15 protein-coding genes are annotated in these 16,906 nt (G+C 44.2%); 7 read left to right on the top strand and 8 right to left on the bottom strand.

The genetic code is table 11. The features are described from left to right. Positions 1-6: 6 nt before the first annotated feature. Positions 7-579, bottom strand: coding sequence for a PilN domain-containing protein (locus CTT31_RS01805; RefSeq protein ID WP_211859108.1), 573 nt, complete (start codon positions 577-579; stop codon positions 7-9). Further along, positions 567-1,646, bottom strand: a complete 1,080-nt coding sequence (locus CTT31_RS01800) for a pilus assembly protein PilM (protein WP_039494021.1) — start codon at positions 1,644-1,646, stop codon at positions 567-569. Before CTT31_RS01800 ends, CTT31_RS01805 begins: the two co-directional genes overlap by 13 nt. A 129-nt stretch (positions 1,647-1,775) precedes the next feature. Between CTT31_RS01800 and CTT31_RS01795 the strand changes: the two genes are divergently transcribed. Then, positions 1,776-4,232: a penicillin-binding protein 1A gene (locus CTT31_RS01795; RefSeq protein ID WP_260491845.1), complete on the top strand. Its 2,457-nt coding sequence runs from the start codon at positions 1,776-1,778 to the stop codon at positions 4,230-4,232. A gap of 74 nt (positions 4,233-4,306) precedes the next feature. Here CTT31_RS01795 and metL read toward each other — a convergent pair whose 3' ends face one another. Next, positions 4,307-6,655 (bottom strand): bifunctional aspartate kinase/homoserine dehydrogenase II, encoded by a 2,349-nt coding sequence (metL, locus tag CTT31_RS01790; RefSeq protein ID WP_260491844.1) that lies wholly within the window; start codon positions 6,653-6,655, stop codon positions 4,307-4,309. Positions 6,656-6,659: 4 nt separating this feature from the next. Then, entirely contained in the window at positions 6,660-7,880 is a 1,221-nt protein-coding gene (metB, locus tag CTT31_RS01785) for a cystathionine gamma-synthase (protein ID WP_260491843.1), read from the bottom strand. A 344-nt stretch (positions 7,881-8,224) separates the two neighbouring features. On the opposite strand from metB, the gene metJ reads away from it, so the two are divergent. Then, entirely contained in the window at positions 8,225-8,545 is a 321-nt protein-coding gene (metJ, locus tag CTT31_RS01780; RefSeq protein WP_010368921.1) for a met regulon transcriptional regulator MetJ, read from the top strand. Positions 8,546-8,626: 81 nt separating this feature from the next. Here the strand turns inward: metJ and CTT31_RS01775 are convergent, their stop codons facing one another. Both CTT31_RS01775 and rpmE read right to left on the bottom strand, forming a co-directional pair. Continuing rightward, complete coding sequence (locus CTT31_RS01775) at positions 8,627-9,868, bottom strand: malic enzyme-like NAD(P)-binding protein (RefSeq protein WP_069020522.1); 1,242 nt, start codon at positions 9,866-9,868, stop codon at positions 8,627-8,629. 772 nt (positions 9,869-10,640) lie between these two features. Then, complete coding sequence (gene rpmE / locus CTT31_RS01770; protein WP_010607053.1) at positions 10,641-10,856, bottom strand: 50S ribosomal protein L31; 216 nt, start codon at positions 10,854-10,856, stop codon at positions 10,641-10,643. A 214-nt stretch (positions 10,857-11,070) separates the two neighbouring features. Here rpmE and priA point away from each other — a divergent pair, with 214 nt between their 5' ends. The 5 genes from priA (at position 11,071) to CTT31_RS01745 (ending at position 16,139) form a co-directional block, all read left to right on the top strand. Then, the gene (priA, locus tag CTT31_RS01765) at positions 11,071-13,242 is read left to right on the top strand and encodes a primosomal protein N' (protein ID WP_260491842.1); all 2,172 of its coding nucleotides are present in this window, start codon (positions 11,071-11,073) and stop codon (positions 13,240-13,242) included. Between the two features lie 13 nt (positions 13,243-13,255). Beyond that, the gene (locus CTT31_RS01760; RefSeq protein ID WP_211859103.1) at positions 13,256-13,786 is read left to right on the top strand and encodes an SPOR domain-containing protein; all 531 of its coding nucleotides are present in this window, start codon (positions 13,256-13,258) and stop codon (positions 13,784-13,786) included. Positions 13,787-13,856: 70 nt separating this feature from the next. Beyond that, positions 13,857-14,375, top strand: a complete 519-nt coding sequence (gene hslV / locus CTT31_RS01755; protein ID WP_010368932.1) for an ATP-dependent protease subunit HslV — start codon at positions 13,857-13,859, stop codon at positions 14,373-14,375. Between the two features lie 11 nt (positions 14,376-14,386). Beyond that, positions 14,387-15,715 carry an HslU--HslV peptidase ATPase subunit gene (hslU, locus tag CTT31_RS01750; protein ID WP_010607051.1) on the top strand — a complete coding sequence of 443 codons (1,329 nt, stop codon included), beginning with the start codon at positions 14,387-14,389 and terminating at the stop codon, positions 15,713-15,715. A 49-nt stretch (positions 15,716-15,764) separates the two neighbouring features. After that, positions 15,765-16,139: a gamma-butyrobetaine hydroxylase family protein gene (locus CTT31_RS01745; RefSeq protein WP_260491841.1), complete on the top strand. Its 375-nt coding sequence runs from the start codon at positions 15,765-15,767 to the stop codon at positions 16,137-16,139. On the opposite strand, the gene CTT31_RS23595 is transcribed toward CTT31_RS01745, so the two are convergent. Both CTT31_RS23595 and CTT31_RS01740 read right to left on the bottom strand, forming a co-directional pair. Next, a complete protein-coding gene (locus tag CTT31_RS23595) occupies positions 16,136-16,270 on the bottom strand; it encodes a GrpB family protein (protein ID WP_370649640.1) in 135 nt (44 codons plus the stop codon). The two genes, CTT31_RS01745 and CTT31_RS23595, sit on opposite strands and share 4 nt — an antisense overlap. Positions 16,271-16,464: 194 nt before the next feature. Next, positions 16,465-16,854 (bottom strand): GrpB family protein, encoded by a 390-nt coding sequence (locus CTT31_RS01740; protein ID WP_260491840.1) that lies wholly within the window; start codon positions 16,852-16,854, stop codon positions 16,465-16,467. Between the last annotated feature and the right edge of the window lie 52 nt (positions 16,855-16,906).

Below are 16,906 nucleotides of genomic sequence, written 5' to 3'. Positions count from 1 at the left end.
TCCGCCCTACTTCGCTTTATCGGCTAAGTGGATGTCTTCATGAGACTTAACATAAAAATGCATCGTAAAATCACTCAGTAATTTTGAACTTTGCTCACCGGCTACTATGCCTTGGATCACAGGTCGCTCTAATAAATAAGACGATTCAACTTGTCGTAGCATTTGCGATAAACGGTTATTTGATTCACTACGACCAATGACTTTGATCATATTGTCTTGCCGTTCAAGACTGGTGAGATAAACCCCAGCCGGAACTACTCGTGCTATTTCATCGATAATTTGCGTGCCAAGGCTACGATTAAGCTGCAATTCTTCAATCAGCCGAATACGACGTTGCAAATTTTCTTTTTGCTTATTCAAATCGTTAATCGCGACTATCCGGGAATCTAGTTGAGAGATCTCACTTTCGAGATAGCGGTTTTTAATTTCTTGCCCAGTTTTTAAGCCGTCATAAAAACTACCAAGCATGTACATTATCAATAGACAAGCCGCGATGATCACCGCAATGATAGTCAAAAAGATTTGTTGCGATGCTTGCCTTTGCTGCTCGCGCCAAGGAAGTAAATTTATATGTGGCATGATGAGAAGCTCCTTAATGCCAAGCCTGTCGCTAAGGCAAACTGCGCTTTATGCTTTTGCAGCACATGCCTATCTACTTTTGGTGCGATCTCCATGTCGGTAAACGGGTCTGCCACTATTGTGTGGATCCCAAGCTCGTCAATGAGTAGCTTATCTAAGCCATTCACCAACGCCGTTCCCCCCGTCAACACGATGTAGTCAATATGATCTTTACCACTGGTCGTCATAAACATTTGCACCGCTCGGCGAATTTGCTGCAGCATAGAAGTTTGAAAAGGAGCCAAGACTTCAAAGGTATAGTTTGGCGGTAAATCACCCGTCGTTTTCGCCAGTTCCGCTTCATCGTAGGTTTTGTTGTAATAAGCAACAATGCTGTTGGTATATTGCTCACCACCAAACACTTGGTCACGGGTGTAAATCGTTTTCCCAGATTGAATAACGCTTATCAACGTAAGCACAGCGCCAATATCTATCATTGCTACGATTTTATCAAAGGCATCATTTGGCAGTTCAGGGTAAATGACGTCCATAGCTCTACTTAGTGCGTAGTTTTCTACATCAACAACTTTCGCTTTGAAACCCGCTTCTTCCAATGCGCCTACCCGTGCTTGCACGCTTTCAGTACGCGCAGCAGAAAGCAGCACATTCATTTTTGACGGATCGGCTTCGTTTACTCCAATTTTTTCAAAATCTAGACTAACTTCATCTAACGGGTAAGGGATCAGGCTATCTGCTTCAATCGCTATCTGGGACTCGAGTTCAGCATCAGTTAATGACACATCCATAAAGATCACTTTTGTAATCACGGTTTGACCGGATACGGCAACTGCTGCATATTGCGTGAGCTTTGGAATGCGCCGCTTCATTTTAGTTATCGCGTTGCCGATCGCTTCAATGTCTTGAATGGCCCTTTCATTTACTGCTCCTTTCGGAATAGGTTCAATCGCAACGGCTTCTACTCGGTAGCTGGAACTTGTCTTCGACAGCAACACCGCTTTGACACAATGGGAACCGATATCGATCCCTATCATCAGAGGTGCTTGTTTTTTTAGTAGTTGGCTCAGCATGTGAAGCGCCCGTTTCCTTTTAAGACTGTGTACCATAAAAATTTAGCACACAAAAATATTAATCGTTTTTTAATCAAGATATACTAGCAGTGTCTACCTGTAATTGGGAGTCTAACTAGGGATAATTCCGTGAAATTATTGAAAAGATTTTTACAATTCGTTTTTGTTTGTACCCTTTTAGGCGTGTTGACACTTATCAGTCTTTATTATTATGTCAAATCTGACATACCAAGTGTAGAGGTTTTGAAAGATGTTCAACTACAAACACCCATGCAAGTCTTTACACGAGACGGAAAACTCATCAATCAGTTTGGTGAAAAGCGCAGGATCCCTGTACGTTTGCAGGATGTTCCACTTCCCATGCGAAAAGCATTCTTAGCGACAGAAGATAACCGTTTTTACGATCATTTCGGCATTGATCCGATAGGTATCGTCCGCTCCGCTTTAGTGCTTATCACCACAGGGCAAAAAAAGCAGGGAGCCAGTACGCTCACCATGCAACTTGCCAGAAACTTTTTCTTAACAAGAGAGAAAGCCTATATTCGTAAAGTGAAAGAAATCTTTATTGCGTTGCATATTGAGCAACTATTAACGAAAGATGAAATTTTTGAGCTTTACTTAAACAAAATTGAACTGGGCAATCGCGCCTTTGGTATCGGTGCAGCAGCACAAGTCTACTACGGTCGCTCACTATCAGAATTAACTTTAGCAGAAATGGCAATGATTGCAGGCCTGCCAAAAGCGCCTTCTGCGTTAAATCCAATTCGTAACCCAGAGCGCGCACAATTGCGCCGGAATGTTGTGCTCGGACGAATGCTTGCTGAAAAGTATATTACCCGCGCAGAATATGATGAGGCGACACAAGCTCCTATCACGGCTAAATTCCATGGCGCCGAAATCGAGCTGTATGCACCTTATATTTCTGAAATGGTTCGCGCCTATATGGTCGAACGCTACGGTACTGATAAAGCTTATAACTCAGGCATGAAAGTTTACACCAGTGTGGAGTCTGACATGCAACAGGCTGCTCAGCATGCATTAGTTGATAATTTACATGCCTACGATATGCGTCACGGCTTTAGAGGCGCAGAAGAAACCTATTGGCATGCTGAGACGGGATCGCCGCTAAGCCATGAAGGCATTATTACTCGCCTTAAAAAGGTCAATGAAATTGGACCGTTAAAAGCCGCTGTAGTGCTAAACATTGCAGAAAAAACGGCCGACCTGCTCTTAAAGACCGGTGAACAAATTACATTGGAATGGTCAGGCTTAAGTTGGGCCAGACAATACATCAGTGAGACGCGTCAAAGCTTACCACCAAAAACAACCGCAGATATCCTCGCGCCGGGCATGCAAGTGTTTGTCCGTAAACAAGACGACGGCTGGATGTTAAGTCAGTTGCCACAGGCATCCAGTGCTCTTGTCTCACTCGACCCGCAGGATGGGCGTGTAAAGGCGATTGTGGGTGGCTACAGCTTTGAGCTTAGCCAATACAATCGTGCTACCCAAGCTAAGCGTCAGGTGGGTTCAAACATCAAACCTTTTATTTATTCATCCGCATTAGAAAATGGCTATACCCTAGCCACCATTCTTAATGACGCCCCGATTAATCATTGGGACAGAAGCGTTGGCGTGGCTTGGCGTCCGAAGAATAGCCCTGAAGTGTATAACGGCCCAATCCGTATTCGTCGAGCGCTTGCACAATCGAAAAACGTGGTATCTGTTCGTTTGATCAAAGGTGTTGGCATAAATAAGGCTGCTGATCATTTGCTTAAATTTGGTTTTCAAGACGCAGATATTAATCGCAGTGAGTCATTGGCGCTTGGTAGTGCTGCACTGACTCCTATTGAAATGGCGCGCGGCATGGCCACTTTTGCCAACGGCGGTCACCTCATTGAGCCGTACTTTATCGATAAAATTACCGACTCATTCGGCACTGAGCTGGGTTCGGCAGAGCCGTTATTGGTCTGCGACGAGCAGCAGCTGGAAGAACAACCTGAGCGCTGTGCACCGCAAGTAATTTCGGAGCAAAACGCATTTCTGATTGCTGATGCGCTTCATAGTGCAATCTGGGGTGGCGGTAGCTGGAAACACGACACGGGTTGGAGCGGCACAGGCTGGCGTGGTCAGTGGTTAAAACGTCGTGACCTTGCTGGAAAAACGGGTACCACCAATGACTCAGTAGATACTTGGTTTACGGGCTTTAACCGCAATGTCCTCACCACAGTTTGGGTTGGCTTTGATGATGCGAGTAAATCCTTGGGTCGTGCGGCCTACAACGCTAACCTTGGTAATAATCAACTTGTTGGCGCAGAAGCCGGCGCGATTTCAGCACAACCTGCTTGGATAGACTTTATGCGTGAGGCACTTAAAGATGAGCCTTTGGCTCCAATAGAGCCGCCTCCTGGGCTTATTTCAACTCGGATTGATTTAAAGACAGGGCTTTTGTCTCGTAAGAACGATTACACATCTCGGTTTGAATATTTCGAGCAAGGTACAGCGCCAACCAAATATGTATTAGATACGGATAGCAGCACACCGTTTGACGATACCGCGCCGCTACCGACTCACGAAGAGTTATTCTAAAATAGAAATGCCGATACAAATGTATCGGCATTTTGTCTTATACCAGTAGTATTATATCTATTTTCTTAAAAGAGTTATTTTAGATTTTGCGTCAGCCAGAATAAATCGGAATGTATTCCCGCAGCTGTCACTTCTTTACCTGCCCCTGGGCCTTGGATCACCAGTGGGTTTTGTTCATACCATTTAGTGTGGATCACAAAAATATTATCACCCGGTGTTAAATTCGCGATTGCCGAGCCGTTTGGTACCTGTGCAATGCCTACTTTTGCAGACACTTTGCCATTGCTTGCAATTTCAAGTGCACCAGTATAACGAAGCTCTGCGTCATTCGCTGTGGCCTTCGCATAGTGTGTCGCATAAAAGTCATCGAGTTGCTGGCGATTTTCTAAAAACGTTTGCCATGAACCCACACTCAAGGACTCAGGCATTAACGCTTCTAATTCAATATCTTCAAGCTCAAGTTCAATGCCTAACTCTCGTGCTAAGATCAAAAGCTTACGCTGCATATCACGGCCAGATAGGTCTTCTCGCGGATCGGGCTCAGTAAAACCAAGTTCTTGCGCCCCAAGCACTAGCTCAGAAAATGCTTCAGAACCATCATAGCGACTACAAAGCCAAGATAAAGTGCCGGAAAAGACGCCTTCAATTCTCACCACTTCATCGCCACTATTTTGCAGATCAGCCAACGCAAAGTTAATGGGTAGACCCGCGCCAACACTGGTATTGTAACGCCATAACAGGTTACGCTCTTGTAACTGCTGACGCAGCTTTGAGTACCAACCTTGTTGTGCCGTGCCGGCATATTTATTGGCGCTGATCAAATGACAGTCATGTTCAACAAACAGCGGATACAACTCACTGAATCGCTCGCTCGCAGTAATATCGACCACCACTTTATGCTCGTAATCTAGCTCTTTAATACGAGTGAATAGCTCTGCTTCATTGTATTCGATGGCCTCATTTTGCCATTGCTGTTGCCACGATGCTAAATTCAACCCGCTTGGACAGAACAACATTTGCTTAGAACGCAGTAAGCCAACCAACTTAAGATCAAAGTGCTCACTCAGCTTAGCGACTTGGTTTTTGCATTGTTCGATGAACACTTCACCCACATTGCCAACACCAGCTACAATCACAGCAAGCTCTCTGCCTTTATTCACCAAACGTTCGTGCAATATAGCAAGTAGATCGCTATCAATTGCTTGATCGGTTAACACTAAGCTGTAATGGCGCTCTTGCAGCACAAAACGGGTGACAATCGCATGTTCATCCAATAATTCCAGAGCTTGCTGATGTAACCCAGCAACATCCTGACTTGGGGCTACAATAGCAAAGCCTTGTACTTGCGACTCAATAATATTGGCTCGCGAATCCAGCGCTTTGATCACAACATGGCTAAACTCAGATGGCACCAGTAAGTGTGCCTCTCCGCCTTTAACAAAATGATGAATGCTATGCTGAATAAGCTGGCTTAGCTGTTTCACTTCACCACTTTTTAGCTGCTCAACGCGTAACAGGTCAAGTTGTCCAAAAGTGGTAATAAAGCGCTTCTCTTTGCTATAGCCTGCCTTTACTATCTCAGTGCCAAGTGCATCGGCGTCAAAGCTGCTGCGAACTTGTAGTTTTATATCGGTATCTTTAAGTGGAGACAGCGTTTTTGCATGCAGTACCGGATTGCCTAATCGTGCGAGTAATTCAGCTTGGCCACGACATACCTTAGTGTATTTTATGGCATTAGCGACTTTACGTGGATCTGTGCTGAATACACCAGTTGTATCCGTCCAAATTGATACTTGAGCCGCATCAAGATAACTTGCCAACAAAGTTGCGCTATAGTCACTGCCATTTCGGCCTAAAGTCACCGTTTCACCTTGTGTATTTGCAGCAATAAAACCGGTAACGATATAGATAGCGTGATCATCAATGGCGCGATAGCACGCTTCTTTGTTATGGGCGTGTAGTAACACCCCCTCTTGTTGTACAAATAACGTACGAGCGTCGATAGCTTTGGCTTCAACACCTTGAGAGCTTAGGTAGTTTGCTAATATACGAGCCGACCATAGCTCTCCATGTGCAAGTAAACTCGCGTAGTGAAGATGTTGTTCTTCTCGCCCTAAAGCGATTGCTTGCAGCTCATTGACGAGCTGTTTGAGTAACACACTGTGTTGTTCACCTACAAACAGGGCATCAATTAATTCTCGTTGATGATTTTCAACTTGTAATAAAACATCGTTAAATGCGCGAACATCTTGCTGCTCAAAACTTTGCCATAACTTCACTAGGGTATTCGTTGTTTTTCCTGCAGCAGAAACCACAACACTGTCACCTAGCTGACATTGCTCTAACACTATCTTGGCAACCGCCTGATAACGCTCTGGCGAGCTTAAACTCGAACCACCAAACTTATGTACTACTTTTGCCATTTACTCACCACAACGCTACTGTATGTGCAGGCGTTAATTTGAATGACTTAGCATCATCACTCGCCTGACTTTCATCAATACATGCAAATCCTGATTCCAGATCTGCAATGAGATCCTGTACATCTTCAATTCCTACAGAAATACGAATCAACGTGTCGCCCACTCCCGCTTCTAAACGCGCTTGCGGATCCATACCTGCGTGTGTCATCGTCGCTGGATGGCAAATAAGACTCTCAACCCCACCTAAAGATTCTGCCAATGAAAAGTGTGTTAGAGACGTTAAAAACTTCGCTGATGTTTGCAGATCGCCTTTGATATCAAAGCTCACCATGCCACCAAAGCCGAGCTGTTGTTTTTTCGCAAGTTCGTGTTGAGGATGCGACTCAAGGCCAGGGTAATAAACTTGGCTAACATACGGCGACTTTTCTAAATACTCCGCAATAAGCTGAGCATTTTCTTGATGTTGGCGTAAACGCACGTTTAAGGTGCGCAGTCCACGTAGGGTTAGATAACTATCAAAAGGTGCACCTGTAATACCGATATTATTCGCCCACCAAGCTAACTCATCACCCAACTCCTGTGTACGCGCGATCACCGCGCCCCCCACGACATCAGAATGACCATTGATATATTTAGTAGTTGAATGCACGACTACATCTACGCCAAAAGCAATGGGATTTTGTAGTGCCGGAGACAAGAAGGTATTGTCGGCGGCGACCAAAGCCCCCACAGCGTGTGCTGCATTTACGACAGCTTCTATATCCGTTAGCCTTAATATTGGGTTACTTGGTGTTTCAATCCAAACTAATTTAGGTTTGATCTGCTGCAGCTGTGCAAGACTTTCTGATTGTGTGAGATCCAAGACGGTTAATTTGAGCAATCCACGCTTAGCAAGCGATGTAAACAAGCGATAGCTACCACCATAACAGTCATGTGGAATAACCAGCGTATCGTCATGGTTAAGTAGCTGAGTTACTAGGTGAACGGCAGCCATGCCAGTCGCGGTAATAATGCCACGAGCACCACCTTCAAGTTCGGTAAGTGCCTGTGCAAGCACATCACGATTAAAGTTACCACTGCGGCCATAATCGTAGTTGCGTTTGGTATCAAAATCGGCAAAAGAATAGGTGGTAGAAAGGTAAAGCGGTGGCACTACTGCCCCATGTGCTTTATCAGCTTCTATACCATGACGCACTGCAACCGTCGATTTGTTAACTTGACTCATAAGGTCACCTAGATAGTTGGATGTTTAGACGTCTAAAAGGTTAGAGCAACAGAAACTAGAAGTCAAAACATTTATACCGCTAAATGGCTAAATAACTAGTATTTGACTATCTTTTTTAAACCGATAAAATTTCGCCACTCTAGGCGTTGCTAATACGACTGAGTTATTGAAAACTATGGCAGAGATTCTTCTATCTCGCTATGGCGGATTAGTTTATTCATCTATTTGAGTTTGGGATTTATCTTTAATTCGTAAGGTTATCCCTATATTCATGCGGTTGGTGAATAATGTAGACCAGAACCCAGTCATATTGGCATTGATGTAACTGAGGCAAGTACACAATTATGGCAAAATGGAACGGTGAGTATATTCACCCATATGCAGAACACGGTAAGAAAGCAGAGCAAGTAAAAAAGATCACGGTGAGCATACCTCTGAATGTACTCAAAGTGCTAACTGATGAGCGTACACGTCGCCAAGTGAATAACTTACGTCATGCCACGAACAGTGAGCTTTTATGTGAGGCGTTTCTACATGCCTTCACAGGTCAGCCACTGCCGAGCGATGAAGACTTGAGAAAAGATAATCCAGAGCGTATTCCGTTAGAGGTAAGACAAATAATGGAAGAACGCGGTTTGGAGATCCCAGAAATAAACGAAGAGTGATAACTACTCTTTTTCTGTGGACTTACAGACACAAAAAAAGCCTCAATCGAGGCTTTTTTCATTTGGATAATACCAATGGTATTATTCCATATATCCAGCTGGCATATCGATTTGTGCCACACCTGATTCAATTGCAGCTACCGCTACCGCTTTTGCGATACGAGGTAACAAACGCGGATCCATTGGTTTTGGAATAATGTACTCAGGACCAAACTCAAGACTATCCACGTCAGCCGCTTTTAACACTTCAGCAGGCACAGGTTCTTTCGCAATCGTTCTAATTGCTTCAACCGCTGCAATCTTCATTTCGTCATTGATAGCGGTTGCACGTACATCAAGCGCACCACGGAAGATAAACGGGAAACACAGCACGTTGTTTACTTGGTTTGGATAATCTGAGCGACCTGTCGCCATGATCAAATCATTACGTGCACCGTGTGCAACTTCAGGGCTGATCTCAGGATCTGGGTTAGAACAAGCGAATACCACTGGCTTGTCAGCCATTAACTTTAGATCTTCAGCAGAAAGTAAGTCTGGGCCAGAAACACCAACAAATACGTCCGCATCCGCAATCACATCTTGTAACGTACGCTTATCCGTGTTGTTTGCAAACAGCTCTTTGTATTCATTTAGGTCATCACGGCGAGTATGGATCACGCCTTTTCTGTCTAGCATATATATGTGCTCACGTTGAGCACCGCATTTGATCAGTAATTCCATACAAGCGATAGCGGCTGCACCCGCGCCAAGACACACAATAATCGCATCATGAATATCTTTACCTTGAATTTCCAACGCATTCAGCATACCCGCAGCGGTTACAATTGCGGTGCCGTGCTGATCATCATGAAAAACAGGAACGTCACAACGTTCGATTAGCGCACGCTCAATTTCAAAGCACTCTGGCGCTTTAATATCTTCAAGGTTAATACCGCCAAATGTGTCTGCGATATTTGCCACCGTATTAATGAAGTCTTCGGTGGTGTTGTGCTTAACTTCGATATCGATTGAATCAAGACCCGCAAAACGCTTAAATAATAGCGCCTTACCTTCCATAACAGGCTTTGACGCCAAAGGACCTAAGTTACCCAAGCCAAGAATTGCCGTACCATTACTGATCACCGCAACCATATTTCCTTTACCCGTGTAACGGTATGCATTCGCCGGATCAGCCGCGATTTCACGTACTGGCTCTGCAACACCTGGGCTGTATGCAAGTGCTAAGTCTTTTACGGTCTCGGCAGGTTTAGTGAGCTCAACACTGATTTTACCTGGAACGGGCTTCTCGTGATAATCTAGAGCTTGTTGACGAAAATCTGTCATGGCGCGATATTTTCCTACGAAGTTAATGTGAGAGTGTGGTAAACGTTCGCATTCTGAATGTTGGCAACCTATCAGGCTGGTTACAGCAACACACAGTGCGATTAACTATATGAGCGACGACATTCAACCACTCAACAAGCGCATATGCTTTGCTGTCGCGGTATGTCAATAGGACATATAGTTAATCGACCGTATTCACACAATACCGAGTTTTGCTCATTATTCAAGTAAAATCAGGTCTATCCACTAGCACGGTATTTTCTATACTTTTCCGAGAAGATAAGCTCAATTTTAAGAAAGATTTCACAAATAAAATGACTAAAACTTAAAAAATAAGACGCTAAAACCAGCACAAAATGTAGAAAATTAGCACAAATGTACACTAACTATAAAAACAATAAGAAAATAGCAACTTAGCTAATTTTAACGTCAAGATACCGACATTTAATCACAATATACTGACTTTGGTTTATATTAAGTGCTCATACCTGATACTATTTACTATATGAGCTTTGATTATTTTCACAACTTAAGCTCGTAAATATTCAGTATTTATCTACTAAATAGAGTTTTTACTCTACTCAAGAGATCAGTAAAGTTTTGCTGCCAAACTGGCAAGTTTTTTATTTTAGAAGAATAAAAGACACAATGAAGGCGGGATGACTGACGGCCTATCTGCTGATGCAGAATAGGATGTATAAATCGAGAAGGTATTTTCAAACCGGCACAAAAAAAGCACCCTAAGGTGCTTTTTTCGACTAGACCAACAAGATTACTTCTTGCTGCTAAGTGCACCGAAACGCTTGTTAAAGCGATCTACACGGCCACCTGTGTCAAGGATCTTCTGCTTACCAGTGTAGAACGGGTGACATGCAGAACATACGTCTAGGTGAATATCTTTACATAGCGTTGAACGAGTTTCGAACTTGTTACCGCAAGAGCACGATGCAGTGATCGTCTCGTAATTAGGGTGAATACCTTCTTTCATAGCAACCTCTAGTTAAGGCCGTATCGCTCTCCAAACCCGAAGTCTGGCACCATACGTAGTTATACAAAAATGTGGACGCGTATTTTAGTGCCTATCTGAACAATCTACAAGCAATATTTCAGAGTTTTTTGTCACCGTCGCAGAGTACGTTTTCAATTCGTACCACCTTAGGTATATACTTCGTCACTGCGCTCACTTTATGGAATTGTAATACATGCTCATTCTTGAAGTAGCTTTAAAGCTGCCACTGCACCGAACATTCGACTATTTGCTAGCACCAACCATGCAAGTTGAAGCAGGAATGAGAGTCACCGTCAATTTCGCCAACCGCCGTTGCACTGCAATTGCGCTTGCTAAAAAAGACGACACCGATGTACCAAAAGAAAAGCTCAAGCAAATTATTGAGGTGTTGGACGAGCATCCTGTCTTTAATCAAGCACAACTTAGCTTCTTACACTTTGTCTCTCAGTATTACTGTCATCCAATTGGCGATACCTTATTCACAGCACTACCGGCAGTACTTAGAGACGGCGGAAGCCCAGACAAAACTCAGATCCCTGTCGTCAGATTAACGGAAAAAGGGCAGAAACTACCAACACTGCGAGCCAAAAAGCAACAAGCACTGCTTTCACAATTATATGAAGGTGGCGCAATAAAATTAAGCGAACTCAAAGCGCTCGGATTTGCAAGCCAAACAATTAAAGCATTGGAAGAAAAAGCGCTTATCTCACAATCTATTGAGCATGATAGTGATTGGTCGCAAAACGAATTACAGCTTGGCGAAAAACCACGCCTAAACGACCAACAAGCGACTATTTGCAGCGCCGTCAATGCACAAGTCGGTTACCGTACCTTTTTAATCGAAGGTGTAACGGGAAGTGGTAAAACCGAAGTCTACTTACAAAGCCTTGAAAACATAATAAAAGCGGGTAAACAAGCACTGATCTTGGTGCCTGAAATTGGACTCACACCGCAAACAGTCAACCGCTTTAAGAAGCGCTTCAATAACCTGCCCATTGATTTATGGCACTCAAATCTAACCGATAACGAGCGCCTACATACTTGGCGTCGCGCCGAAAAGGGTCTGAGCGCTTTGGTTATCGGTACTCGCTCGGCCATTTTTTTACCATTTCAAAATCTCGGCATGATCATCGTTGACGAAGAGCACGACAACTCGTTTAAACAGCAAGAAGGCCTGCGCTATCACGCCAGAGATCTCGCTGCATTTCGAGCGCATCAGGCACACTGCCCTTTGCTTTTAGGAACCGCAACACCGGCATTAGAAACATTACACAAAGCCATTACCAACAAATACCAACTCGTCACACTGAGTAAACGAGCGCAGACCCAGCACGATAACCAATTTCACCTTGTAGACATGAAAGGTCAGCCAGAACAAGGCGGGTTTTCAGCAATGAGTTTACATTGGATGGAAAAAACACTCGCTCGCGGTAAGCAAGTTATGGTGTTTCTAAATCGTCGAGGCTTTGCACCAACATTGATGTGTCACGAATGCGGATGGCTTAATACCTGTAAACATTGCTCTACCAGCGCCACGTACCATAAAAACATGAACCGCTTGGTATGCCATCATTGTGGTGAACAGGACTTTGTACCGAGACAGTGTCCAGATTGCGGCAGCACCCAAATCATGCCCACAGGGCTTGGTACAGAACAACTCGAAGGCTTTTTAAGCGAACGCTTCACCGATATTCCCGTTACTCGCATTGACCGAGATTCTACGCGCCGTAAGGGCAGCCTTGAAAGCGCACTCGAAGAAATTAATCAAGGTGGCGCGCGAATTCTGGTCGGCACTCAAATGCTTGCCAAGGGCCACCACTTTGCCGATGTCAGTCTTGTGATTATCTTGGATGTGGACTCAGGACTTTACTCTTGCGACTTTAGAGCAACCGAGCAAATGGCGCAGCTTATTACGCAAGTTGCTGGACGAGCCGGACGCGCCGGTGAAGCGGGAACCGTGTTATTGCAAACGCATTTTCCAGAACATCCATTATTGCAAGATTTAATCAATAATGGTTATGGCGACTTCGCGCGATATGCCTTACAAGAGCGTGAAGAAGCTATGCTTCCCCCCTTCGCACACTTAGCTATCATCCGCGCCGAGGCAACAAATATAAATACAGTATTGCGCTTTTTGTCGGATTTGGTTCCAGCTACCCCCTATCCTGGTATACAATTGCTGGGTCCAATTCCAGCACCACTTGAACGAATAGCTGGAAAGTTCAGATATCAATTACATATACACGCACAACAACGCACTGTGCTGCGGGACTACCTTTCGCAACTTGCGCGCTATATTGCTACGCATGAGTCTGCCAATCGAGTACGCTGGAGCATAGATGTTGATCCAATGGATAGCTATTAAAATCAAATAACCTATGGCACAGCACGATTACATCAATAAGAAACCTAAAGGCAAGGGGAAAGACAAGCCAGAAAAATCGGCAAAATTTCCTGTTATTGCTGCTATTTTTGCATTTCTACTAATCGGTGGGTTTGCCTACGGTCTTTGGTTTATAAAAACCAATGCCGATCCTACAGAAGTAGAGCAAGCCAAAAATCCGCACCCAGTTGCCGAGCAAAAGGTTATTAAACCAAAGCCTCGCCCACCTGAGTTCATTGAAGAAATTAAAAATCATGAAATCAAGGTCGAAGTTAAAGAGATCGAGAGCAAAGGCCCCTATCAAATGCAGTGTGGTTCATTTAGAACCCATAGCCAAGCCGAAGCCATGAAAGCCAAAGTTGCGTTTGCTGGATTAATCGCGGAGATCCGTCGTACCGAAGGGAGTAACGGTGTCTGGTATCGTGTCCGTCTTGGTCCCTACGATACCAAACGTTTAGCCGAGAGCGATAAAAACAAATTGCAGCGTGTTGGGATATTTGGCTGCGGGATTTGGGGCTGGACTTGATTTTTATAAGTCTACCCATATTTCCTACTAATCTAGAGTTACACGGGCACAGGCCCAGATAAGGATTACTATGACTACCATCGTTAGTGTTCGTCGCGATGACAAAGTGGTTATCGGCGGTGATGGCCAAGTTTCGCTTGGTAACACAGTTATGAAAGGCAACGCACGTAAAGTACGTCGTCTATACAATGGTAAAGTACTGGCAGGTTTCGCTGGCGGTACGGCTGATGCATTTACATTATTTGAACGCTTTGAAGCAAAGCTTGAGATGCACCAAGGCCATCTCACTAAAGCAGCCGTAGAAATGGCAAAAGACTGGCGTACCGACAGAGCATTAAGAAGGCTTGAAGCCCTACTTGCGGTAGCCGATGAAACCGCCTCGCTTATCATCACAGGTAACGGCGATGTGGTGCAGCCAGAGCATGATCTTATTGCTATCGGCAGTGGTGGTAACTTCGCACAGGCGGCTGCAACCGCACTACTTGAAAATACAGACTTAAGTGCGAAAGAAATCGTGGAAAAGAGCCTGAAGATCGCTGGCGATATCTGCGTATTTACCAATAATTTCCAAACTATCGAAGAATTGTAATAGGACTCGTCATGACAGCTATGACTCCAAGAGAGATTGTGCACGAGCTTGATCAACACATTATCGGTCAGGACAAAGCCAAAAAAGCCGTCGCGATTGCACTGCGCAACCGTTGGCGTCGTATGCAGCTTGATGAAGAGCTGCGTGCAGAAGTTACACCAAAGAATATTTTGATGATCGGCCCAACAGGTGTGGGTAAAACTGAAATTGCCCGCCGTTTAGCAAAGCTTGCTAACGCGCCATTTATCAAAGTAGAAGCTACTAAGTTCACCGAAGTGGGTTATGTTGGTAAAGAAGTTGAAACCATCATCCGTGATCTAGTCGAAGTTTCTTTTAAACTAACACGTGAACAGCAAACCAAGAAATTCAAATTCCGCGCTGAAGAAGCCGCCGAAGAACGTATTTTAGATGCACTTTTGCCACCAGCAAAAGACGCTTGGGGTGAGTCTCAGCCAAATGAAAATTCGTCAACACGTCAAGTATTTCGCAAGAAGCTACGTGAAGGTCAGTTAGACGACAAAGAAATTGAGATCGACATCGCAGAAACGGCGCCTCATGTTGAGATCATGTCTCCTCCTGGTATGGAAGAAATGACCAGCCAGCTACAGAGCATGTTCCAAAACATGTCGGGTGACAAGAAAAAGAACCGTAAGCTGAAGATTAAAGAAGCACTTAAGCTATTGATTGAAGAAGAAGCTGCAAAGCTTGTTAATCCAGAAGAGCTTAAAGAGCAAGCTATTGAGTCAGTTGAACAAAACGGTATCGTGTTTATTGATGAAATCGATAAAATTTGTAAGCGTGGTGAATCTTCTGGCCCAGATGTTAGCCGTGAAGGTGTACAACGCGACTTACTACCACTTATCGAAGGTTCAACCGTTAATACTAAACACGGTATGGTAAAAACCGACCACATTTTATTTATCGCGTCAGGTGCGTTCCAAATGGCCAAGCCGTCGGATTTAATCCCTGAACTACAAGGTCGTTTACCTATTCGCGTTGAACTAGAAGCACTGACTGCGGGTGATTTCAAACGTATTCTAACTGAGCCAAATGCATCTCTTACAGAGCAGCAACAAGCGCTACTGAAAACAGAAGACGTCACTATCGACTTTACCGATGACGCTATCACCAAACTGGCTGAAGCTGCATATCAGGTCAACGAGAAAACTGAAAACATCGGTGCGCGCCGCCTTCACACTGTGATGGAAAAGCTGATGGAAGAGATTTCATTCGATGCCAGTGAAAAGGCCGGTGATACCTTGACGATTGATGCCGCCTACGTTGAACAGCATTTAGACATGCTTGTTCAGGATGAAGATTTAAGCCGCTTCATTCTATAAATTAAAATCAAAAGCGGAGCAAGGCTCCGCTTTTTGAGTTATACCAATTATGTATCAAGTCACCAAACTTCATTATCATACGCTCAGTAAAGTGCTCGATGTTTCTTTTGAGGACGGCCGCTGTTTTACACTAAGTGCCGAATTCTTGCGAACACACTCACCATCAGCCGAAGTGCAAGGGCATAGTCCGGCGCAAAAGCAACTCGTGCTAAACAAACAGAATGTCGCCATAAAGAAAATTGAACCCGTTGGTCACTATGCTGCACGCTTTGTTTTTGATGATGGTCACGACTCAGGGCTCTACAGCTGGCAATACTTATACACTATAGCTACACAACACGATGCGCTATGGCAGGAATATGTAAACGCTGTAGAAGAGTATCAAACTCAAAAGGACAGCGTACCTATCAAGTTTGTGCCTTAACCAAACCGCCATAGCAATGCATGCTGCTCATGGTATTGAATAAAGTCATTCTTAAATGCAATGTACTTCTCCATATCCTGGTTACAGGCGTTTACAGCTTCTTGCTTAACCCTAGCGTATTGCCTCGCTATATCTGGAAAAGTAATTAACCTGAGCTGCGGATAATTAATGCCTTTCTAGCAGAAAGTTTTAGCGCTAACTGCGTTGAATTCACTTCCAATAGCCAGCTATTGGTGCGTAAATTCGCCTTGTTTTCCCTAAAACTCTCTGGCTAGACAAGGAGAAAACTAAGTTGTGCTTTAGCAACAATGAGTTGGAACATTCCTTATCCAAACCTCAGGTTAATTAAATAGTCACGAAAGGCAAGGTGACGTTTAACTCCATCAGAACCGGCTAAAAAAGCATGCAGATGATGAGTTCTAGACGCTATGCCTTTACGAAAATAACGACGCCCAGCAATACCAAACTCTCCCATTATCTCATAACCTAAATCACGCAGTTTTTCTGACTCTATGTCTAATTTATCTAAGTCATTTACTTCCAATAGCATATCAACTATTGGTTTAGCACACAGCTGTGGCACCGATGTACTGCCTATATGGTGTAAAGCAGCTACATTTGCCTTGGATAGATGAGCGAGTATCGCCTGTTTCTCTTTATTGAACTGGTGCGGCCAATCCGACTTGTAACTTACCACTGCTATATTGGTATTCATTTAAGTGATACCTATCTTGAGTCTAAATAAAAGCCCCACTATAAATAAAGTG

Source organism: Pseudoalteromonas maricaloris, from assembly GCF_024746855.1.
Taxonomy (GTDB): Bacteria; Pseudomonadota; Gammaproteobacteria; order Enterobacterales; family Alteromonadaceae; genus Pseudoalteromonas; species Pseudoalteromonas maricaloris.
Note: the sequence above shows the minus strand (reverse complement) of the source record. Positions and strands in the feature narration are given on the sequence as shown.